Origin of the sequence: Bacillus sp. MUM 116 (genome assembly GCF_001866655.1) — a bacterium.
GTDB lineage: Bacteria > Bacillota > Bacilli > Bacillales > Cytobacillaceae > Neobacillus.
The window spans coordinates 1-20,339 of sequence record NZ_MLYR01000003.1; the positions used below are offsets into that span (position 1 = coordinate 1).

General features: G+C 37.7%; 22 protein-coding genes and 1 other RNA gene. 10 read left to right on the plus strand and 13 right to left on the minus strand.

Annotated elements, in window-relative coordinates; genetic code table 11:
• The first annotated feature begins 265 nt into the window (after positions 1–265).
• Complete coding sequence (locus BIV60_RS29400; protein WP_177177197.1) at positions 266–418, plus strand: hypothetical protein; 153 nt, start codon at positions 266–268, stop codon at positions 416–418.
• Positions 419–440: 22 nt separating this feature from the next.
• On the opposite strand, the gene BIV60_RS00675 is transcribed toward BIV60_RS29400, so the two are convergent.
• The gene (locus BIV60_RS00675; protein ID WP_071353825.1) at positions 441–2,798 is read right to left on the minus strand and encodes a nitric-oxide reductase large subunit; all 2,358 of its coding nucleotides are present in this window, start codon (positions 2,796–2,798) and stop codon (positions 441–443) included.
• Between the two features lie 482 nt (positions 2,799–3,280).
• On the opposite strand from BIV60_RS00675, the gene BIV60_RS30795 reads away from it, so the two are divergent.
• The 5 genes from BIV60_RS30795 (at position 3,281) to BIV60_RS00700 (ending at position 5,694) form a co-directional block, all read left to right on the plus strand.
• Positions 3,281–3,412, plus strand: coding sequence for a hypothetical protein (locus tag BIV60_RS30795; RefSeq protein ID WP_371261497.1), 132 nt, complete (start codon positions 3,281–3,283; stop codon positions 3,410–3,412).
• Between the two features lie 65 nt (positions 3,413–3,477).
• Positions 3,478–3,708 carry a DUF2249 domain-containing protein gene (locus BIV60_RS00685; RefSeq protein ID WP_071353827.1) on the plus strand — a complete coding sequence of 77 codons (231 nt, stop codon included), beginning with the start codon at positions 3,478–3,480 and terminating at the stop codon, positions 3,706–3,708.
• Between the two features lie 208 nt (positions 3,709–3,916).
• Complete coding sequence (locus BIV60_RS00690) at positions 3,917–4,123, plus strand: DUF2249 domain-containing protein (protein WP_071353828.1); 207 nt, start codon at positions 3,917–3,919, stop codon at positions 4,121–4,123.
• Positions 4,124–4,136: 13 nt separating this feature from the next.
• A complete protein-coding gene (locus BIV60_RS00695) occupies positions 4,137–5,381 on the plus strand; it encodes a hypothetical protein (protein ID WP_071353829.1) in 1,245 nt (414 codons plus the stop codon).
• A gap of 13 nt (positions 5,382–5,394) precedes the next feature.
• Complete coding sequence (locus BIV60_RS00700) at positions 5,395–5,694, plus strand: metal-sulfur cluster assembly factor (protein WP_071353830.1); 300 nt, start codon at positions 5,395–5,397, stop codon at positions 5,692–5,694.
• 36 nt (positions 5,695–5,730) lie between these two features.
• Here the strand turns inward: BIV60_RS00700 and BIV60_RS00705 are convergent, their stop codons facing one another.
• The 8 genes from BIV60_RS00705 to BIV60_RS00740 form a co-directional block, all read right to left on the minus strand.
• Positions 5,731–7,656 carry an ATP-dependent DNA helicase gene (locus tag BIV60_RS00705; protein ID WP_071353831.1) on the minus strand — a complete coding sequence of 642 codons (1,926 nt, stop codon included), beginning with the start codon at positions 7,654–7,656 and terminating at the stop codon, positions 5,731–5,733.
• Between the two features lie 63 nt (positions 7,657–7,719).
• Positions 7,720–8,862, minus strand: coding sequence for a THUMP domain-containing class I SAM-dependent RNA methyltransferase (locus BIV60_RS00710; RefSeq protein ID WP_071353832.1), 1,143 nt, complete (start codon positions 8,860–8,862; stop codon positions 7,720–7,722).
• A 146-nt stretch (positions 8,863–9,008) separates the two neighbouring features.
• Positions 9,009–9,411, minus strand: an RNA gene (gene rnpB / locus BIV60_RS00715) — RNase P RNA component class B.
• An 81-nt stretch (positions 9,412–9,492) separates the two neighbouring features.
• A complete protein-coding gene (gene gpsB / locus BIV60_RS00720) occupies positions 9,493–9,795 on the minus strand; it encodes a cell division regulator GpsB (RefSeq protein ID WP_071353833.1) in 303 nt (100 codons plus the stop codon).
• Positions 9,796–9,878: 83 nt separating this feature from the next.
• Positions 9,879–10,439 carry an SLOG family protein gene (locus BIV60_RS00725; RefSeq protein ID WP_083402042.1) on the minus strand — a complete coding sequence of 187 codons (561 nt, stop codon included), beginning with the start codon at positions 10,437–10,439 and terminating at the stop codon, positions 9,879–9,881.
• A 119-nt stretch (positions 10,440–10,558) separates the two neighbouring features.
• Entirely contained in the window at positions 10,559–10,963 is a 405-nt protein-coding gene (locus tag BIV60_RS00730) for a CotD family spore coat protein (protein ID WP_071353835.1), read from the minus strand.
• Positions 10,964–11,327: 364 nt separating this feature from the next.
• Positions 11,328–12,629 carry a ribonuclease H-like domain-containing protein gene (locus BIV60_RS00735; RefSeq protein WP_071353836.1) on the minus strand — a complete coding sequence of 434 codons (1,302 nt, stop codon included), beginning with the start codon at positions 12,627–12,629 and terminating at the stop codon, positions 11,328–11,330.
• Positions 12,630–12,643: 14 nt separating this feature from the next.
• Positions 12,644–14,923 carry a DEAD/DEAH box helicase gene (locus BIV60_RS00740; protein ID WP_071353837.1) on the minus strand — a complete coding sequence of 760 codons (2,280 nt, stop codon included), beginning with the start codon at positions 14,921–14,923 and terminating at the stop codon, positions 12,644–12,646.
• 220 nt (positions 14,924–15,143) lie between these two features.
• On the opposite strand from BIV60_RS00740, the gene BIV60_RS00745 reads away from it, so the two are divergent.
• Together BIV60_RS00745 and BIV60_RS00750 are read left to right on the plus strand one after the other, a co-directional pair.
• Entirely contained in the window at positions 15,144–15,842 is a 699-nt protein-coding gene (locus BIV60_RS00745) for a Crp/Fnr family transcriptional regulator (RefSeq protein WP_071353838.1), read from the plus strand.
• Positions 15,843–15,945: 103 nt separating this feature from the next.
• A complete protein-coding gene (locus BIV60_RS00750) occupies positions 15,946–16,467 on the plus strand; it encodes an Hsp20/alpha crystallin family protein (protein WP_256218255.1) in 522 nt (173 codons plus the stop codon).
• 49 nt (positions 16,468–16,516) lie between these two features.
• On the opposite strand, the gene BIV60_RS28035 is transcribed toward BIV60_RS00750, so the two are convergent.
• Positions 16,517–17,059 carry a YppG family protein gene (locus BIV60_RS28035; protein ID WP_256218256.1) on the minus strand — a complete coding sequence of 181 codons (543 nt, stop codon included), beginning with the start codon at positions 17,057–17,059 and terminating at the stop codon, positions 16,517–16,519.
• Positions 17,060–17,246: 187 nt separating this feature from the next.
• Here BIV60_RS28035 and yppF point away from each other — a divergent pair, with 187 nt between their 5' ends.
• Entirely contained in the window at positions 17,247–17,459 is a 213-nt protein-coding gene (gene yppF, locus BIV60_RS00765) for a YppF family protein (protein ID WP_071353840.1), read from the plus strand.
• A 35-nt stretch (positions 17,460–17,494) separates the two neighbouring features.
• Here yppF and BIV60_RS00770 read toward each other — a convergent pair whose 3' ends face one another.
• The 3 genes from BIV60_RS00770 to BIV60_RS00780 all read right to left on the minus strand — a co-directional run bounded on the left by BIV60_RS00770 (position 17,495) and on the right by BIV60_RS00780 (position 19,582).
• Positions 17,495–17,851: a DUF1798 family protein gene (locus BIV60_RS00770; RefSeq protein ID WP_071353841.1), complete on the minus strand. Its 357-nt coding sequence runs from the start codon at positions 17,849–17,851 to the stop codon at positions 17,495–17,497.
• 78 nt (positions 17,852–17,929) lie between these two features.
• Positions 17,930–18,202 (minus strand): hypothetical protein, encoded by a 273-nt coding sequence (locus BIV60_RS00775; RefSeq protein ID WP_071353842.1) that lies wholly within the window; start codon positions 18,200–18,202, stop codon positions 17,930–17,932.
• 417 nt (positions 18,203–18,619) lie between these two features.
• Positions 18,620–19,582: a DUF2515 domain-containing protein gene (locus tag BIV60_RS00780; RefSeq protein WP_071353843.1), complete on the minus strand. Its 963-nt coding sequence runs from the start codon at positions 19,580–19,582 to the stop codon at positions 18,620–18,622.
• Positions 19,583–19,702: 120 nt separating this feature from the next.
• Between BIV60_RS00780 and recU the strand changes: the two genes are divergently transcribed.
• Positions 19,703–20,317 carry a Holliday junction resolvase RecU gene (gene recU, locus BIV60_RS00785; protein WP_071353844.1) on the plus strand — a complete coding sequence of 205 codons (615 nt, stop codon included), beginning with the start codon at positions 19,703–19,705 and terminating at the stop codon, positions 20,315–20,317.
• Positions 20,318–20,339: the final 22 nt, after the last annotated feature.

Sequence of the window (20,339 nt, forward strand, 5' to 3'; positions counted from 1 at the left end):
CTGTTAAATTTGGTTGTTGATTTCCGCTTCAGGCGCTACGCTTTCCGTGGGCGGTCCGGGGAGCCTCCTCGTCGCTTCGCTCCTGTGGGGTCTCCCCTGCCCCTTACTCCCACAGCAGTCTTCGCGCCTTCCGCTCCAATCAACAGTGTCAAAAATCAACATTAACCTTTAACATAGCCATTATAAAAAAAGTTTTTATTCTAAAGAGTGCGTGGTATCACACTTTAAACATGATTTTAATAATACATTTTATGGGGGTACCGTTATGAGGGAATTAGTTGGAACTTGTAAGTGCTGCAATAAAGAAATCTATTGTTTAGATGGCTTTTTTAATGGAATCCATACGGATGATAAAAAGATTTATTGTTTTGAGTGCTATGAAACAGCAAAGAAAAAAGAAGAAAACCCGAAAAGCTAAGCTTTACGGGTTTTTACGATCACTATTCTTCATCAAAGGTTAAATCTTTAACTGGAAGTTTCTCTAATTCTCCATGTGTAGGTTTACGTAAATTGAATAGACACTTGATACAGAATAACACTAATACAAGAACCCCAATTAAGAAAATGGTATCAGGAACTGCACGCCAAGTTAAGATGGTTTGAACAATATCCTTTTGAAGGAACGCATGTGAACGGCTTGCAGCATAGCCATGATCAAAAGCATCTTTAATTTGCATGAACCCTACAGGAAGTAAGGAGAAGAAAACCATTCCCGCTAATCCCACGTTTAAAGCAATACAGCTGAATTTAATCCATTTATCATTCCAGCTTTCAGGCTTTACAATGTTTCGTAATGAATAAAGAAGAACGGCAACTGCAAACATACCGTATACCCCCATCATTGAAGCATGACCATGTGTCGGTGTTAAGAATTGTCCGTGTTCAAAATAGCTTACTGCTGGCAGATTGATTAGGAATCCTAGCACACCTGCACCAACCAAGTTCCAGACTGCAACTGAAATCAAGAACCAGAAAGTACCTTTATAAGGGAATTCTACCCCGCCTGAACGCATCATTTTATATTGTTCATATGCTTCAAGAATCAATAATGTTAATGGAATAACTTCCATTGCTGAGAATACAGCACCTAGTCCAATCCATACTTCTGCAGATCCATTATAGTAATAATGGTGACCAATTCCAATTACACCGCTGCCTAAAAGCAAGATTAATTGGAAATACAATTGTCTAACAGTAGATTTTTTCGTTACTAAACCTAATTGAACCATTAAGAAACCAATAACAACAACTGCAAATACTTCAAAAATACCTTCTACCCATAAATGGATGATCCACCAGCGCCAGTAATCGGCAAAGGTAAAGCTAGTATCCGGATTAATAAACAAAGCAAAGATATAGAAAGCTGGTACAGCAATGGCAGAATAGAATAATAAGTGAATCAAACCGCCTTTATCAGACTCTTTTTTCAACCCTGTTTTTATCCCCCGGAAAACAATAAACAGCCAGATTAGCATGCCGACGATTAGAATAACTTGCCATAAACGTCCTAACTCTAGATATTCCCATCCCTGATGACCTAATAAGAACCATTCATTTCCAAGATAGCCGTTGGCACCAAGCCACTCGCCTACCATACTGCCGCCAACTAGAACTACTAAGGCCCAGAATAAAATATCAACCAATAAACCTTGTTTCTTCGGTTCGTAGCCGCCCACAAGCGGTGCTACATAAATCCCCATTCCTAACCATGCGGTTGCAATCCAGAAAATCGCAAGCTGCAAGTGATAACCTTTTGTAATATTGAATGGAAGAATATCGTGAATCCATTTGATTCCAAAGAAGCTGCTCGGCTCGATATAATAGTGGGCAAGCAATGCCCCAAACATACATTGTACAAAGAATAGTATGGATACGATAACGAAATATTTACCTGATTTAACCTGCGAACTTGTTACCGGTATTTTTCGTAAATCGATTCTTGGGAAGTTTCCTTCTTTATATGCCTCTTGCATTCCAAATTGATATCGATAGAACACAAAAAGAATAACTCCTACCATCAGAACAAAAATCGTTACACTTGCACCGCTCCACCAAATAGCCGAGAAGGATAAATGGTTTCCTGCATCTTGATAGTAAGGCCAGTTGTTTGTATAGGTAATTTTGTCTCCAGGACGTACTGTACTAGAAAGCCATGCTGTCCAAAAGAAGAAATCGGAAATCTGTTTGATTTGATCGCCATTCGCTACATAGGCACGGTCATTTTTCGGCAAATCTGAGTCTTTAATAAGGTTTGCTTTTAATCCCCAGCCGTCACCTTTTGTAAATACATCATTATAATATGTTCTTACTTTTTCAAGTCCAAAAACTTGTGCATCTGTTAGTTTTAATGTTTCTTTGCTGCTGTCATAACGGTTTTTACGCATTTCTTTAATGACATTATTTTTAATAGCTGACCTTTCATCCGCATTTAAATCAGCAAACTTTTTACCATATTGTTCATTTGCTTTATAATCTTGCATTCCCTCAGTATAAATCTTTAATGCTTCAGCCGTATAATCCGGTCCCATATAGGAACCGTGTCCCAATACTGTACCATAATCCATTAAACCGTATTTTTGCCAAACTGCCTGCCCGCCCATTATAGAAGCTTTTGTAAAAAGAACTTCACCATTTTGATTTGTTACTTCTAACGGCCTTGGCGCTTGTTCTTTAAAGATCCAATAGCCGCCGCAAAGTAAAACGGTGAAGCTTATTAAAATGGTTGCAATTAAAATGGATTTTAACAGCCCATTTTTATTTGCTTTTACTTTTGTAGGTGTTTCCCGCTGTATTTCCATTCTTTCTCATCCTTCCTTAATTCATTTACAAATCGAATTGTAACGGTTTATTAAAAAGCAAAAAGTGAAACAAATCACACACTTGATGTTATTACTCATCATTCCGTGTTGTTTTCACAAAGTTGACACATTGAGAATTATTTTCATTGATGTATGATGGAGGTCACATATTTGTTGCGTAAGCATTGTTAAAATGGTGCCATAACGAATTACTAATACGAAGGTGATGTTAATGAAGCAAGAGGACATTATAAAAGCGACTTTCGGTTGTCCCTATCTTTAACGAATTGACAGCTATGGAGCTTACACCTTTTATTGAGATTGCCCAGACTCGTTTTTTTAGCATAAAATGTATGTTTTTATGCAGGACGATCCGATGGACCGGGTTTTCTTTATCCATGGTGGCAAAGTAAAAATTTATAAAACGCTTTTTCAGGAAAAGAACAAATTGTCTCTGTCCTGGAACACGGAGAAATACCAATATGATTGGCACCTCCAGAGAAACGGTTAGCCGGACCATTAATCAATTTTTAAAAAAAGAATTCATCTTTCTTGATGATGATGGCTACTATTTCATCGGCCGGGAATCGTTAAAGCAAGAACTATTCTATTAGTTACGAACTTCCGTGAGTTTCCACTATATATATTAAAAATGAATTGAAAAAGGAGTTGTTATGTTATGGAACCAAGAGTGGTTGAACTGGATGTACGTGAGGATTTAAAAAACAAACTGGAGCCATTTCAAAAAATAATGGGGGCAATTAAAGATTTAAAAGAAAGTGACATTTTCATTCTCCGTGCACCCTTTAAACCCGTTCCATTAATTGCCGTTTTAAAAACAAGAGGCTTTACCCATGAAGCAGAGGAAATTGCAAAAGATCACTGGAAGGTTACCTTTATTAAAAAATAGGCTGTGTTAAACTTGTCTGTTGATTTTCGCTCCAGGCACTTCGCGCACCTTAGGGCGGTCCGGGGAGCCTCCTCGTCGCCTACGCTCCTGTGGGGTCTCCCCTGCCCCGTACTCCCGCAGGAGTCTTCGTGCCTTCCGCCCTAATCAACAGGGTTAAAAAATCAACAATGTCCTTTAACACAGACAAAAATAAAGAAAGGTGAATGACATGATTCTAGATAATCGCGGTTTAGAACCGCCACAACCAATGATGAGAACACTCGCTGCTTTAGAAACACTTGGTGAAAATGATGTTTTAACCATCATCAACGATAGGCGACCGATGTTCCTCTATGAGCAACTGCAAGAATTAGGATATAAGCAGCGAACAGAACAACAAGACGACGGAAGTTTTAAAATTGAAATCTTCCGATAAGAAGGTGTAACTTATGCTTCCACAAAATATGGGGAGTGAGACCAATATTAAACTTCCCTTTTCATTTATATTCTTTAGTTTAATTGCCTTGATCCTATCACAAATTGTTCTTTTATTTAATGGAGATTTGCTAACTGGGGGCAGCTTTAGAATTCCTGCCATTTGGTCGGCTGCTCATATGCTCGTTTTAGGTTGGGCGTTAATGGTGGTGATGGGGGCAATGTATCAGCTAGTACCTGTTGCATTCTTAACAAAAATCTGGAATGAGAAATTTGGATTCTTACAGTTTTTTGTTACAGCTGCAGGCATTATGGGCTTTACCAGCTCACTCTATTCATCGCCTCAGAATGCAATCATTCCTGGAGCCCTTACCTTAATTGGTATCTTAATGTTTTTATTCCAAATGATAATGACTTTAAAAAAACAATCTAAACCAAACATCTTAACCGTATTTATCGGCACAGCACTGTTTTGTTTATTTATCACTATTCTCATGGGTATTACATTAATTTATTGTTTAAAAACCGGAAATGGCGCACAATTCTACCAGGCCATTTTTAAAAGCCATTTGTTAATGGGGGTCACAGGCTGGTTTACCCTTTTGGTTTTTGGTTTTTCCTATAAAATGGTCCCAATGTTTTCTTTATCTCATGGATTTCCAATGGTTCAGGCAAGATATGTATATGGATTTTATACGGCCGGTCTCGTTGTTACGTTCATCGCTTTTTTTACTGGTAACAGTCTTCTTGTGAAACTTGGTTTTTTCCTATTACTCGTGGGCTTTGCCATCTTTAGCTGGCATATCAGAATCATTGTTAAAAAAAGATTGAAGAAAAAATTAGATAAGCCATTCTCATTTGCATTAGCTGCAATCGGTTTTGGCTATATCATTCATTTAGCTGCCTTCATACTTGTTTGGAGCCAAGTTTTAAACAAGTTTATTGGCCCGCTTATTTATTCCTATATTATGCTCTGGATTATCCTAAGTATCGTTGGCTATTTATTTAAAATTGTCCCGTTCCTCTGGTGGACTTTTAAATATAGTAAGGAAATGGGCAAAAAGGCAGTTCCAACTTTAAAGGAGATGATGAATGAAAAGCTTGTTCCTCCGCTATTTTCTTTTTTCATTCTCGGTGTTTTGATTGTGTTTTCTGCATTAACCTTCAAAATTGCCATTCTTTTTACGATTGGGCAATTGATTTTATCCATTGCTCTAATCATCATTGCAATCAATATTATAGGCGGATTAAAAAAATAGTGAGGTGTTTATCATGAATATAAAAGAAAAAATTCTTAACGAGTTAAAATTTGTTTATGATCCTGAGCTTAACATTAATGTCGTAGATCTTGGTTTAATTTATGATTTAGACGTTTCAGACGAAGGGGATGTCAAGATTATCATGACCTTAACAACGCCGGGATGCCCGCTTCATGACAGTATTACCAGCGGTGTTCGCTATTGTGTGGAAGGGATCGAGGAAACGAGAAAGATTGATGTAGACCTTGTTTGGACACCGGCTTGGAGTCCGGAAAAAATGACACCCGAAGGCCTTAGATTGTTGGGAAGATAATACGAAAAGGGTCACGGCTATCGTGACCCTTTTCATTTACACTTCTTGTGCTTTAACAGGCAAAATCTCTTTAACTTTATCTAAAATATTCGAACATATATCGTTCTTTAGTAGAATATGAACCATTCCCTGGTCTTTCTCACTTCGAATTAACCTTCCAATTCCCTGACGCAGACGAAGCAGCATATAGGGTAAATCAATTTCTTCAAATGAATTTTGCACACCATCCCGCTTAGCAATAAAGACAGGATCATTTGGCGGAAACGGTAGCGAAAAAATCATAACATTCTCTAAAGAACGTCCGGGAATATCAAGCCCTTCCCAAAGGTGGATAGAGCAAAGTATCGAGTTCTCTTCATTTTGGAATTTTGATACAAGTGTGCTGATTTCTTCATCCCCTTCAAAGTAAATTGGATATGGAAGAGCTTCTGGCAATTGTTCCTTGAGGAAGGCCAGCTCATTTTTATTATTCAAGAGAATGAGTGTGCGGCCCTCTGATTCGATCATTTTCTTCGTTAAATATTCCACTTTATCCGCCATTCCATCTTTTTCAAAGCGGGGAAGATGAATCTTCATCAGCTCCTCATAATTAAAAGGAGAAGACACTGAAAAAGATAAGAATTCATCAATCCCAAGACTTTTGGCAATATAATTAAATGATTTCTGATTGGATAAGGTAGCGGAAGAGAACACAAATGGAAGTTTTTGCGAGAATACCTCATCACGCAATACCTCTTCCACCAATTTCGGCATAATCACCAATGTCCGTTCTCCCCTATTTTCTTCAAACCAGGTAATCCCGTTCATTTCCTTAAGAAAAAGTGAAAGCGAATAAGTAATTTGCTCGAGATATTCCTCCACTATTTTTAAATCATATTCGTTGATAACAAATAATTCACTTTCAAAAACAAGCTCTTCTTCAAGCTTTTGCAGTGTATCTAGCAGTTTCCTTCCCTGCTTAATTAAGGTTGGATGTTTTGTAATGATTTGTTTTTCAGAACCGAGTGATGAATTAGAAAACTTTTCGATTCCATTGAAAAATATATCATTTTCCAATAATGCCTCTTCTATCGTGTAAAGAGTATTTTCCCGAACTTCATTTTCCATTAACCTTGTGAGAAGTGACTCAAGCATGGTGTCAGTAAAGCGATAGCTTAGGGCTTTCTGTGCAGCATATTCCAGCAGGTGGCCTTCATCAAATATAACGGATGAATATTCTGGTAATAACGGCAGTTGACCCTCACGTTTCCTGGATTCTTTTGTCCAAACATGTTCCATATAAAAATCATGGGAACAAATGATAAGATCCATTGCATGACGGTAGTAATCTCTATGCAGCGTCAAGCCGCAGCGGTGACGTTTCTCACAGGAAAAACAATCCTGAACAGCGTCCCAATTGATCTTTTCCCATGTTTCATCAGGAATGGCCGGATAATCCTTGCGATCACCATACCTTTCAAAAGCCTGCATAGAACTATCTGCATGAATGAATTCAGGTAAATTTTCATAAATATCACCCAGTTCATCGGAAAGGTCTATATCTTTTACCTGATCCAGCTTTTTGATACATAGGTATTGGTCCCGTGATTTAGCCAATCGGACATCGATATTTAATCCTAAAACGGATTCAAGTTTTGAAATATCTCCTTCTTTTTTCACTAACTGTTCGATCAAGGTTTCATCAGCACATGCGATGATTGCTGGGCGGTTTGTATAACGGGCATACATTATCGCGTAGAGCAAATAAACAATTGTTTTCCCAGTCCCAACACCCGCTTCAGCAAAAATAATTTTTTTATCCTTAAAAGCCTTTTCAAGTTGAAAGGCCATATAAATTTGCTCATCCCTTAATTCAAATCCTGAATCAGGAAGAATTTCATAAAATAAGTCCCCAATCCACTCGCTTAATTTGTCATAAAAGGACTCGGTCTTTGAAACAGTAAATGGAAATCTGCTTTGCATAAGTTCCTCCTCATAAAATACAGCATCCCAAAAAGCAGGACATCTTAACTTTCATTGAAATGTCTAATCCTGCTGCCTTGGCGGCCGTTTCCCCCAATATTGATAAAGGTCAGTTCGAATCGAGCCGTTAAATAGTTTCCGCTTTTTGGTTGCAGGTTTGCCGTAAAATTTCTCAAAGTCTTCGTTTGAGGTCAAGATGTAAATGGACCAGGTATCAAATTTATTTAATACTTCCCCCATATCCTTGTACATTCGTTCAACGGCTGTTTTCTCACCAATTCTTTCCCCATATGGCGGATTTCCGACAATGACTCCATACTCCAAATTTGTTGTAAAGTCTTTTACTTGCATTTGCTTAAACTGAATCATGTCAGCGAAACCAGCTTCAAAGGAATTTTCCTGAGCCATTTTCACCATTCGATGATCGATATCTGACCCCATAATTTGCAGAGGCTGATCATAATTGGCCAAAGATTCTGCTTCCTCCCGGGCTTCTTCCCATACCTTTTTTGATATCCAATCCCAGCTTTCCGAAACAAATTCACGGTTAAAACCGGGGGCAATATTTTGACCAATCAATGCAGCCTCAATTGGTATCGTACCAGAACCGCAAAAAGGATCTATAAATGGTCGATCTGGTTTCCAATTTGTCAGCATGATAAGTGCTGCTGCAAGTGTTTCTTTTAATGGTGCCTCCCCTTGCTCGGCCCTATATCCGCGTTTATGAAGCCCTTGACCGCTAGTATCAATCGTAATTGTTGCAACATCCTTTAATAAAGCCACTTCAATTCGGAAAAATGCACCATTTTCTTCAAACCAAGAGTTTCTTTTATAATGAATTTTCATTCTTTCTACTACGGCTTTTTTTACAATTGCCTGACAATCTGAAACACTAAATAACTTTGATTTCACCGATTTCCCGATAACAGGAAATTCAGCGTTCTCTGGTAAATATTTTTCCCAAGGTAATGCCTTTGTCTTTTCAAATAATTCATCAAAGGTATAAGCTTTAAACTCGCCAACCTTTATTTTAATGCGGTCCGCTGTTCGAAGCCATAAGTTGCTTCTTGCAATGGCTGATTCATCACCAGAAAAAGTAATCTTGCCATTCTCAACTTCACATTCGTATCCAAGGTCCCGGACTTCTTTAGCCACTAAGGCTTCAAGACCCATTGCGGAGGTTGCGATAATTTGATAATTTCCCATTTCTTCACCCTTAATCTATAAGCTTTATGTATAAATCCATTATTGACGAAAAAATTTATGTGAATGCAGACAAGTGTAATAAACAATAAAAAGCTCCCCAGTGCAGGAGAGCTATTCATTATCCATTATACTTTCCCATTAAAACGTTCTGTAAGCCATGTTCTGTACCATAGTACTACAAACGACTATTCAGTCTCGTACTTCGGTGGTAATCATCTATCTACAGATTCATGAATGAAACTGTCCTTCTCCTTGTTCAATTCCTCAGAGAAAGTGCCCCTACCATAATTTGGGTTTCTCGCTCGTGGGGTTTACCGCGTTCCACCCTTTCCATTTCTGGAAAGGCTCCGTCACTGTGGCACTTTTATAGGTATTCATACCATATCCAAAGGACTTAGGTACTTTCCCGGCCGTCAGCTGGGTTCTTGCCCCAACTGCCCTAGCTTATGAATTCACTAGGCACGAACACTACGAGCATCGCAGCCCGTGCGAGCATGGACTTTCCTCTACAATTCGCCAAGAGGCTCCTTGCAGCGATTACCCGAACGTATTTAATGAAGACATTTTTTATTATATGTATTTCACGTACATAATTCAATGGTTTTTATTAGGAAAATCGGGAACTTTCTTCTAATCATATAATTTATTGCCAAAAACATGTTTTTCAAGGTTGGATAATCTCTTTAAAATATCAAAATTTGTTGTTCCGGCAGGCTGAGAAATCGGCTGCCTTCTTGAAGTTTCTTCAAGCTGTTTGCGTAAGCGGAGATTTTCCTGTTGCATATCATCAATTTCTTGGTGGAAGATTTCATAATCCTTAATAATCAAATCCAAAAATTTATCAACGTCTTCTTGTTTATACCCTCTAACAGCTGTTTTAAACTCTTTTTCCAATATATCCTTAGCTGTTAATTTCATTTTATCAGACACCATTCAAATCACCTCAAAATTCGCCAATCATTACCTATTATTTTTTCAAAAATATGCACTTTTGTCAATTTATCTTTCCTAAATGATTAAAAATCAGACTGCTTTAATTGTTCTTCCTCAACAATTAGCTGCAAATCATAAAAAGTGATTAATTGGATAGGATAAGGTTTCCGGCATTGATATTGGAGAGCCATTTCGTATAAGTATTTGGGACTTCCCTCTTTTTCCTGATCATATAGGAGCAGGAGTGCATCGCTTTTTTCAAGGAAAAATTGGTTTTTCAAACGAAACTGCCATGGCTTTTCGTAGCCTTTTTTTGTTACGGAGTCAACAAAATCTGCCTGCATCAAAACAGATTCGTACCATTCCTTATTTTTTTCACTCCAATTTGCTTCTTGTTCCAAAAATGGTGTAATAACAGCAAGCTTTAAATTCGGGAAATCTTCCTGTAGTTCGAATAAAACTTCTCCTGCCCACAATTCAACTCCCAATTGCCCGCTGATGAGTACCCATTCCAGCCCTTCATCGAGCATTCGAAGCAATTCTTTTTTGATGGCAGCCTTTATAAAAAATACAGATGGATGGTCATTTTGAAAGATTCCTAATTCATAAGGCTTATAGCCGGAAATTGTGAGCACTTTTGGCAAGTGAACTCCCTCCATAAAATTTTTTTAAATGGGACAAACACTTTTCCATTAATAACATACAATAAAGTAAACAAAAAGAAAACAAGGGCTAAAAAGCCCTTGCAAAGAATTAAATCATTTTAAGGTCTTGGACCCATGAACGGTGTTGGACCAGGCATTCCAAACCCTGGACCAGGTGCTCCAAACCCTGGACCAGGTGCTCCGAATCCTGGACCAGGTGCTCCAAACCCTGGACCAGGTGCTCCGAATCCTGGGCCTACTGGTCCAAACCCTGGGCCAACAGGTCCAAACCCTGGACCCATAGGGGCAGCACAAGGTGAACAACAGTTAATGTGTTGATTACAAACATCTTCACAGCATGAAGCTGATTGTGGACAGAAGTGTTTGTGTTGAAACATATGATGGTTCACTGTTGTAGTGTGGACAGGATGGATATGAGGCACCACCGTTGATGAGAAGGTATGGTTCACAAGGTTTGTTGTCGGATGAATGACTGGCGGCGTAACATTCGTACCTAAAAACATATCAAGCTCTCCTTTCAAATCATAATCTATTTACACTAATACGCTATGAAGAAAAGAGGATTCTTGTACTAAGGAAAATACCTAATTTTTAGCCGAACATCTTTTATTTTTAAGAAACCTAAAAGAGCGAATAAAAGCTATCTTTTAAGCTTGTAAAAAGGACAGCAGTCAAACAAACGACAGCAAAAAATAAAAACAAGATTGCTTTATACATATTACCATCTCCATCATTATTTTTTTGTCGTTTTTACTCACACAGTTTTACATTTTACCCTGTTTAATGACGATAAACAATATGGAAATGCCGGTTTTTTGCAAATAAATTATGAAATTTTTGTTACGATAAATCGAAACTTAAAGAATATTATTCTTGAAAAGAAGTTTTATGGGAATTTTGCGGTTCCCCAGGAAATTTGCCGAGTTTTTTCTCCAATCGTTTTAATCTTAACTCGAGTTGATAATATGAAAGCGGATGGGTATCCTTTTTGTGATTTTGAAGTTGACTAACTGTGTCAATTGCTTTTATACAGTATATTCTCGCAATCTCCATATCTTTTATTCTATGTTCATATATTTTTGCCAATTCAAGATACGATTGCAAAGCTATCCCGACATCTTCTGATTTTGCTGTTTCAATTAAAAGTTCCACACCCCTTTTCCATTCCTGTTCCTTCTTCAATTGTAGGGCAAGAGCCAATTTGGCCTTTTCAGACGGAAGGTCGGTACCGCCTAAAAGTTTCGTTAACTCCTTTTTTGCTTCGTTTTTTTCGCCTAATGCAGCAAACCACCTTCCAACCTCAAATGTTTCCATTCTTGTCCGATTCGGATCGACACCACAAATTTGGAAGGTTAAATGAGTATATAAAGTGATAAGAGAGAGAATATCCATTTCATTGTGCTTTAAGATGCCAATCATTCCGTCGGGCTGCTTACTTTCTATAAAATCAAAATAAATCATTGGCGCCAAAAATCCCGGAATATCATCAATCCTTTCAACCCCTAATATCTCTTTTTCGACAACAGCTAATTTTAACCTGTCTAGCTTATGTTTCCAAAGCCTCCTTGCGGAATGAAATAAATCAAAATGCCCAAACGGAGGAAGTTTCGGTACATGCTCCCTGACGAGGGTATGCCTTGTCTTTACTTGCGGCCAGTCAAATGATTTTCCATTATAGGTAACGAGGGTTTTATAGTTTACTTTTTCCAAAAAACTATGATATAAAGGGACCTCTGCACCCGGATTAGGCAAAATATGCTGTCGCAATATGATTTCCTTTCCTGTAAAACTGGCATAACCAAGTAAAAAAATAGTATTGCCAACTCCTCCGCCAAGTCCGGTTGTTTCTGTGTCAAAAAAGAACAATTCTTCCGCACGATGGCCTGCTGCAGATAATGGATGATTTATCGATTGCTTGTTCCATATTTCAATAGCTGTTAGAAAATCGTGAAAACGATAATGTCCATGCTGCTGTGATAATGGATATTTTACCTCACGAATCAGACAATAGTTTTGATCCAGTACATATGGAAAGACTTTTTCTTTTTCCCATTGCTCCCGAAATGGAATCTCCAAAAATGAATTTCCTTGGACATCCTTATTTTTTTCAGTTTGTACCCCCGTTGAAATATGTGGTTTTAACCGATTTAGTTTATTTTTCAATGACATTGTTTACACTTCCTTTATAGCCGGGAAGGCTGTACAAAAGCATTTATAATATTGATTGCATCTTTTTTGGCAAGTTCGCTTATTGTATCAGCGCCAATGCATGAAGGACATCCTGATTCACATTGACAAACCTCAAGCATTTTTCTAGTTTCTTCAAATACTGCTTGCATACCCTGATAAATTTTTTCACTTAAACCAATTCCACCAGGATAGCGGTCATAAAAGAATACCGTTGGTTTTTCGTTATGGTCTGCTTTCACCTGCGGGATTACATGAATATCCTGAGGATCCGCCATCACAAATAATGGGGCAATATGATTTAAGGCATGAGCCGCTCCAATCAATCCCTGTTCTAATCTTTCCTGACCCATTTCAGTAAATGATTGATCCAATGATATCCAAGCTGCACTTGTATGAAGCTCCTCTTCAGGCAGATGGATAGGCCCCGAACCGATATTTTCATGGGTTTCAAATTTGATTTTCTTAAAGATGGTTGCCATTGCGCGAACACTTACATCACCATAACCGATTTCAGCATATTTTTGAGAGGAAAGTCGATCGACCTCAAGCACTTTTAGTTGGACCGCTAAATTTGCATCGGTATAATAGTCGACGTCCACTTCTCTAACAAATGCCTTTTTTTCTTCCCAATCAAGCTTTTCAACTTGAAATTGCCTGCCTTGATGCAAATAAATGGCTTCTTCATGAAGCAATGTCATAGCGGAAAAACGGTTTATTTCACCAATTACCCGTACATTCGCCACATCAGACTGATCAACAATTACAATATTTTCCTGAGACGCAGACCTGAGGCTGATATTATGGGCCGGAAAGGAATCATTCATCCAATACCATTTATCACCATTTCGATAAAGAATGCGCTCCTCTGTTAAATATTCTAACAATTCCTCAGTGTCCAAAGCCCCAAATTTTTCTCCTTGTTTAAACGGGAGCTCATATGCCGCACATTTCATGTGGTCAATTAAAATAATGAGATTATCGGGATTGATCCTTGCTGTTTCCGGACTTTTATTAAAAAAGTATTCCGGATTCTGAATAATGTATTGGTCGAGTGGACTTGAACTGGCTACCATGATGACAAGGGCTTCCCCATGTCGTCTTCCGGCCCTGCCCGCCTGCTGCCATGCGCTCGAAATTGTCCCGGGATACCCAGTCATAATACAAACTTGGAGCTGTCCAATGTCTACTCCGAGCTCCAGGGCGTTTGTGCTGACAACCCCATAAATCTCGCCTGAACGCAGGCCTTTTTCAATTTTCCTTCTTTCTGTCGGCAGGTACCCGCCTCGATAACCCATAATTGATTTTGAGCCTAATTGGTTTTTCACCAGCTCTTGAAGGTAAGTTAAAATAATCTCAACCCTTACCCTGCTTCTGGCAAAAACAATCGTTTGAATTTTATTTTTTAATAATTCTCCGGCAATTTTCCTAACTTCAAGGGTTGCACTCCGCCGGATATTCAGTGGCTTGTTTACAATAGGAGGATTATAAAAAAGAAAATGTTTCCTGCCGCTCGGTGCGCCGTTATTATCGATTAACTCCATTTTTTCTTCTGTTAACGCTTCTGCAAGCTCCAAGGGATTTGCAATTGTTGCTGATGTACAAATAAAAACGGGATTACTGCCGTAATATCGGCACATCCGTTTTAACCTGCGTATCACGTTGGCAACATGGCTGCCAAACACCCCTCGATACGTATGCAGTTCATCGATTACAACAAATTTAAGATTCTCAAATAGTGATACCCATTTTGTATGATGTGGGAGAATCGCAGAATGAAGCATGTCCGGATTCGTAATTACAACATGTCCCGCTTTTCTGACCCTTTGCCGAATCGTTGCGGGAGTATCTCCGTCATAGGTATAACTATTTATATCTACGCCTGCAGCCTGAATAATTTCATTTATTTCACTTTTCTGATCCTGTGCAAGTGCTTTTGTTGGGAACATGTACAATGCACGTGAGTTTGGGTTTTGAAGAATAGTTTCGAGAACAGGCAAGTTATAACAAAGGGTCTTACCCGAGGCAGTTGGAGTCACTGCAACAATGCTTCTTCCATCCATAATCGTTTCATATGCCGTACTTTGATGTGTATATAGTTCTTGAATTCCCTTACTCTTCAAAGCCTGTCTTAAAACAGGATGTAATGTATCCGGCAATGCAGCCGTTTGTGCCGGTTTTTCTTCAATCGTCCGCCATGTTACAATATTTTCTTTAAATCGCTCATTTGTCTTTAATTCAGATATAATTTCCTGCAGTTTTTTTTTCAACTTCATAAACCTCACCTCATTACTACTATTTTAGCGAATGAACGTTCGCGGTTAAAGAGTTAACGGAGATTTTTCCTCATTAATTGGCTGGAGGATTATCCCATCTATTCTTTGCCACAATTTTGTAACATTTAAAGCCCTTTTTTAAAATTGCCTGGGGTATAAGTTAAATTATTGGTAATATATTTGATACAATAGACTAAAACTAATTTAATGTGGTGAAAGCATGAAAATAGAAGAAATTAAAAAAGTTCTTTCAGAATTCACTCTTTTTAGGGACTTAAATAACTATGAATTAACCAAAATAACCGATATTGCGATTGTGAGAGAATGGAAAAAGCATAGCCATGTTTTTTTACAGGGAGACCCGCTTGAAAATGTCTACTTTATTAAAAATGGGAAAGTAAAAATCTATAAAAGTGATATTAGCGGGAAAGAACAACTAGTTAATATTATGAAAAAAGGTGAAATGTTTCCGCATGTTGGCTTTTTTCGAAAAGGAGATTATCCAGCATATGCTGAAATCCTTGAGCCATCAACCTTAATAGCCATCCCGATTCAAAAATTTGAAACAGTGTTAATCGAGAACCCTGAGTTATGTATAAAGGTATTTCGCGTTCTCGGAGAAAAAATTGTTGATTTGCAAAACCGGTTGGAAGAACAAATTCTTAATAATACCTATGAACAAATTGTAAAATTGCTCATACGACTTGCTCAAAAGTATGGCAATAAACGTGAAGATGGCACCATCCTATTAAAAGCGGAGTTCACCAATAAGGATCTTGCCAATATGATTGGAACAACCCGTGAAACCATTAGCCGGACATTGACAAAAATGAAAAAAGAGGAATTAATCGAAGTTGACGATGAAGGAAATATGATGCTGGATATCGATATTCTTATGGAAGAAATTCATTTACTATAATGGAAGCACCGCTCCCTCAATTGGCAGCGGTTTTTTATTTGGTCATTTTTATTCACTTCCAAGCTTGCCGGTTATTCAGGCACATACCTAGGAATATCAGCATATGATGTTGTGTGAAATTCTTGAAAGTGAGGGAATTGCCATGTCATCCATGCTGCCGAGCGATTCAAATAACAAAAAAAAATCAAAGACTGAGCCTTTCAGTGATTTATTTAAATCCGTGAATGATTTGTTTCATGAACAGCCAATAAGAGGCTTTTTACAATCAATTGATGAATTGTTTAAAACCCCCTTCCCTTATAGTTCAGCCTTTCCTGTTGAAACGGTTGAGACGAACGGTGAATATATTATTACCGCAGAACTTCCAGGAGTCAAAAAAGAACAGATTCAGTTAAATATTTCCGGACACTACGTAACGATTTCAATCGAAAATAATGAAATGATCACGAAGGAAGATGAGAAAAATCAGCTTTACTCTAAAAGACAGTTACGCCAACACTCTTCCAGAACGATTTCACTACCATACCCCGTCAACGAGAAAAAAGTAAAAGCCTCCTATCGGGATGGCTTATTACAAATACGTATTCCTCAAGAAAAAGGTAAAGTAATCAGAATCGATGAATAAAGATAATAGTGTAAAAAGAAAAGGCGGCTTATAAAAAGCCGTCTTTCTATTAGGGTTTAAACATTCCGCCAAGCCCCTTTACAAGTGTTGACACTTGATTCACAGCATTAACCATTTGACCAGCGGTATTCATCATTTTGTTAAGATCAACCGTCCCGTCTTGAGACTTAAACGAATTCATAATCGATTTCATTCCCCCAGGTTGTTTTGGGAGCATATTTTGTTTTGGATAAGGATTCATCATCGGATACCCATTCATTGGCATATACTGGTTTGGAACCTTTTTCTCCTGAGGCTGAAGCGGGTTTTGGAAAAGAAATTGCGAATCTTTCTGTGAAAACTGCTGATTCGATATGGGCATTTGCTGTTGAAACATTCCTTGATTATAGTTTTGCGCTACCATTTTTGGCAGGTATGGATTTTGCTGCTGATACTGATTCCAGTCATAATTTTGAATTGGGGGCGGATATGGAAATGGCTGATTGAATGACATTACTTGATTATTTCTTCCAAAATCAACTGACCACCCAGGCTTCCTTTGCCCCGGTAATCCATAATTGAAGTAGGGATTTGGCCTATAGTTACCATACATGGGCAAACATCTCCTCCGCACTTTCATTACTTCACTTTATGATAAAATCCCAAGAAAGGTGATTATTTTTGAAATAACAGCAATTTGTCAAAAAGGAGCGAAATTTGTCTAAAGTTTAAATATTTCAAAAACAAAAAATCCTTTTTTTTCGTGATACGATAATAAAAAGGTGAAGGAGGAGAAATCTATGGACATTCATGAATTAAAAAGCAAATTTATTCGAAGTCGAGATTATAGCACTGACGATGTTAATGCACTTATGGATTTTGCCAAGAAAGCCTATATTCACAATGAAATTAACATTAAGGAATATCGCCTTCTAGTTCGGGAGCTTGAATCCCATGGTGCGGTTATTCCTGAAATTGAAAAGGAAAACTCCCTCATCGAAAATTCTAATTAATCAAATTTAAGAGATGCCCCATTTGGCATCTCTTTCTATTTTCCCAATTCCTTTACAATTGCTGTCAAAAAATATTCAACTGTTCGATTTGTATTCGTTAACCTCGTACGACTTGTTTCCGGGAAAAATGCTTGAATGGATAGGTCAGAAAGATGTTCAGCTGTTAAATCAATTTGTTTTTCATGAATATGTTTACGTTCGTTTTCTCTCAGCCAATTTTTCGTTAATTTCTTCCACTCACCCGAGGCTGCTTTAACCTCGTCCGCAAAAGGTTTAATCACCTGATAAAAATCCTGTTTTATCCCCGTTTCACGCACGTTTTGATAATGGTTTAAACATATTTGATTATAGTGCAACAGCTTTAGGGTTAATTTCGAAAGTTGTTCCTTCACTTACTCCCTTCTTTCTGGAAAAAATAAAAAGTAGCCTAATGTAAAGCTACCTTAAAGGATATTTTCATTTTATGTTTATTAAAAGCCAAGTTCAAGTTTTAGCCTTCCCGAACCATGATTTTGCTTCAATTCTGTATTATTGCAGATATCAGGGATGAGATGTCCCATCTCTTCCTCAATGGCTGATAATCTTTGTTTTGGCACTGTCATTTTATTATGTTCTTCTTCTTCCAAACTAATTCGAAGGTCTGAGAATGATGCCTCAAGAACCGATTCTAATTCTTCCAATTGATCGTAAATATCCGTCAGCATCGTAAGCAACTTTTCTTTTTCAGACATTGGCTTATTCATTATTAACAGCCTCCTTACGTTTTTCTATTGGGTATAATTCTCCCTTTTTTTCCTGCTTCCTTCTCCCCTGACAAAACTAGAAGTTATTCGTCAAACAAAGTGTAAATTTGGCATTACCAACTTGTCTTTTCGACAAAACTTAAATGGAATGAAATAGATAAAAACGTACAAGCTAGGAATGGAGGTGTTTTATTAATGACAAATAAGAAGCAACAAAACAAATATCCGAGACAATCAGAGGCCGATAAAAAAGTTGGCTACGGTGATAAAAAACTTGGTGGTCCCAATCGTCCAGCGGAATAAAAGAGCGAATCAAAAGCAAGGGATTAACCCTTGCTTTTTTTAATAGTATAAGAATTTATAAATTGCTTTGAGAATGGTCCAGCTTCGGGGCTGTTCAAGGCGCCTGCGCTTTTCTTAATCCAGTGATTTTTTTAGAGCAAGTATTAGTTCAAGTTGACTCATTTTTTTGAAATACCAATCTGTCAAGTGAATCGAATGTTGATGGATGACAGGTGCGTGCAGCCATGTTGGTGATACATGCTTCAGTCTACTCCAATCCTCATGCATATGCTGATGATGTTCAATCACAGGAAAAGCAGCCCTTAAAATTGGTGTTTTTGGTTCAAATTTTGTTTTGAAATATTGTTCATAATCATACCTCGAACCTGTATGAGGAGTGCGATTCGCAAATTCAAAAAAATAAGGAAATAAACGCGGGTGAAAAAGTATGTCTGCCAGCCGTTTCCCTAATTGAATCCTTTTTGAAACAGACCTAAAGCCGGTCACGCAGGACCCATATACCTCTCCCCCGCAGGTTGGAAACAAAACACAGCTAAAATGAAGCCAATCTTGAAATGTAAAAATCATCGAACGGAACACTTTCTTTTTATATACCGGGTGCTCAATAATTGGAGCTTGAATGACATTTTGTTCATTTATAATTAAAGCCTTTGTCATACGGAACTTATCTCTTTCATTCCAATAATGAAACCATTCTTTTTGAATAAAGGAAGATACGTTGAAAAAGGGAAGTAAATGAAACATGGGACGGTCTAATTTCGTCGAATATTGATAGATCAGTAATTGAGGGAAAACATCATGGAATATTAACCAATTCGCCCGCTCGTACGTTAGAAAAAGCTGTTTTCTAATTTTGGGTTCCAGAAGTTGCGGGAAAACGGAACCTTCCAGGTCACACATATTCCATCCCCCATTTCGAGACACCATATGGGCAAGAAATGACCAAATAATATCAGGATTTTTTTTAAAATAACGGAAATAGGCATTGGTTCTGGAAATGTTATCGATATTTTTCTTTTCCGTTTTAGTTTTTATTTGACGGATAATCTCATCTTCCTGTATTGTAAAATGATTCATACGGCTCTTCCCTTGTAAGAATACAAATAGTAATGATTAGAATATGGAACTTGTAAATTTTTATGCACCCAATTTCTCTCTGTTTTGTTATGATAGGTAATAGTTTGAGAGGTGCAAGAGATGAATGTGAATTATCCAAATGGAAAACGGTATATTCCAACAGATGCAGCAATTACCAAAACCACAAATAGAAGCAAAAATGAATCTTACAGTAACCGGGGAATGACCCTTGAAGAAGACTTGAATATTACAAATGAATATTACAGAGAGAAAAAAATTGCCGTTGTTCATAAGAAACCTACGCCTGTTCAAATTGTTCAAGTGGATTACCCGATGCGCAGTGCGGCTGTCATAAAGGAAGCTTATTTCAAACAGGCATCCACGACAGATTATAACGGAGTATATAAAGGTAAATATATTGATTTTGAAGCAAAAGAAACACAGAATTCAAGTTCTTTTCCCTTAAAGAATTTCCACGAGCACCAAATCCGTCATATGGAAGAGGTACTGCACCAGGGAGGTATCTGTTTCGTAATTTTAAGATTTTCTAAACAGGAACAGGTTTATTTCCTAGAAGCGAAAAACTTATTGCGTTTTTGGGAAAGAATGAAAACAGGAGGAAGGAAATCAATTACCAAAGCTGAAATTGAGCAACATGGGTGCTATATTCCGCTTGGATTCCAAGCAAGAATTGACTATATTAAAGTATTAAATACGCTTTATCAATTGTCTTAAAAAGACCCAGTTAAGTTGGAAA

Bases quoted from the DNA above. Each gene is read 5' to 3' on its own strand.
- BIV60_RS29400 (WP_177177197.1), top strand. From the start codon at position 266: ATGAGGGAATTAGTTGGAACTTGTAAGTGCTGCAATAAAGAAATCTAT.
- BIV60_RS00675 (WP_071353825.1), bottom strand. From the start codon at position 2,798: ATGGAAATACAGCGGGAAACACCTACAAAAGTAAAAGCAAATAAAAAT.
- BIV60_RS30795 (WP_371261497.1), top strand. From the start codon at position 3,281: ATGATTGGCACCTCCAGAGAAACGGTTAGCCGGACCATTAATCAATTT.
- BIV60_RS00685 (WP_071353827.1), top strand. From the start codon at position 3,478: ATGGAACCAAGAGTGGTTGAACTGGATGTACGTGAGGATTTAAAAAAC.
- BIV60_RS00690 (WP_071353828.1), top strand. From the start codon at position 3,917: ATGATTCTAGATAATCGCGGTTTAGAACCGCCACAACCAATGATGAGA.
- BIV60_RS00695 (WP_071353829.1), top strand. From the start codon at position 4,137: ATGCTTCCACAAAATATGGGGAGTGAGACCAATATTAAACTTCCCTTT.
- BIV60_RS00700 (WP_071353830.1), top strand. From the start codon at position 5,395: ATGAATATAAAAGAAAAAATTCTTAACGAGTTAAAATTTGTTTATGAT.
- BIV60_RS00705 (WP_071353831.1), bottom strand. From the start codon at position 7,656: ATGCAAAGCAGATTTCCATTTACTGTTTCAAAGACCGAGTCCTTTTAT.
- BIV60_RS00710 (WP_071353832.1), bottom strand. From the start codon at position 8,862: ATGGGAAATTATCAAATTATCGCAACCTCCGCAATGGGTCTTGAAGCC.
- gpsB (WP_071353833.1), bottom strand. From the start codon at position 9,795: ATGGTGTCTGATAAAATGAAATTAACAGCTAAGGATATATTGGAAAAA.
- BIV60_RS00730 (WP_071353835.1), bottom strand. From the start codon at position 10,963: ATGTTTTTAGGTACGAATGTTACGCCGCCAGTCATTCATCCGACAACA.
- BIV60_RS00735 (WP_071353836.1), bottom strand. From the start codon at position 12,629: ATGTCATTGAAAAATAAACTAAATCGGTTAAAACCACATATTTCAACG.
- BIV60_RS00740 (WP_071353837.1), bottom strand. From the start codon at position 14,923: ATGAAGTTGAAAAAAAAACTGCAGGAAATTATATCTGAATTAAAGACA.
- BIV60_RS00745 (WP_071353838.1), top strand. From the start codon at position 15,144: ATGAAAATAGAAGAAATTAAAAAAGTTCTTTCAGAATTCACTCTTTTT.
- BIV60_RS00750 (WP_256218255.1), top strand. From the start codon at position 15,946: ATGATGTTGTGTGAAATTCTTGAAAGTGAGGGAATTGCCATGTCATCC.
- BIV60_RS28035 (WP_256218256.1), bottom strand. From the start codon at position 17,059: ATGTATGGTAACTATAGGCCAAATCCCTACTTCAATTATGGATTACCG.
- yppF (WP_071353840.1), top strand. From the start codon at position 17,247: ATGGACATTCATGAATTAAAAAGCAAATTTATTCGAAGTCGAGATTAT.
- BIV60_RS00775 (WP_071353842.1), bottom strand. From the start codon at position 18,202: ATGAATAAGCCAATGTCTGAAAAAGAAAAGTTGCTTACGATGCTGACG.
- BIV60_RS00780 (WP_071353843.1), bottom strand. From the start codon at position 19,582: ATGAATCATTTTACAATACAGGAAGATGAGATTATCCGTCAAATAAAA.
- recU (WP_071353844.1), top strand. From the start codon at position 19,703: ATGAATGTGAATTATCCAAATGGAAAACGGTATATTCCAACAGATGCA.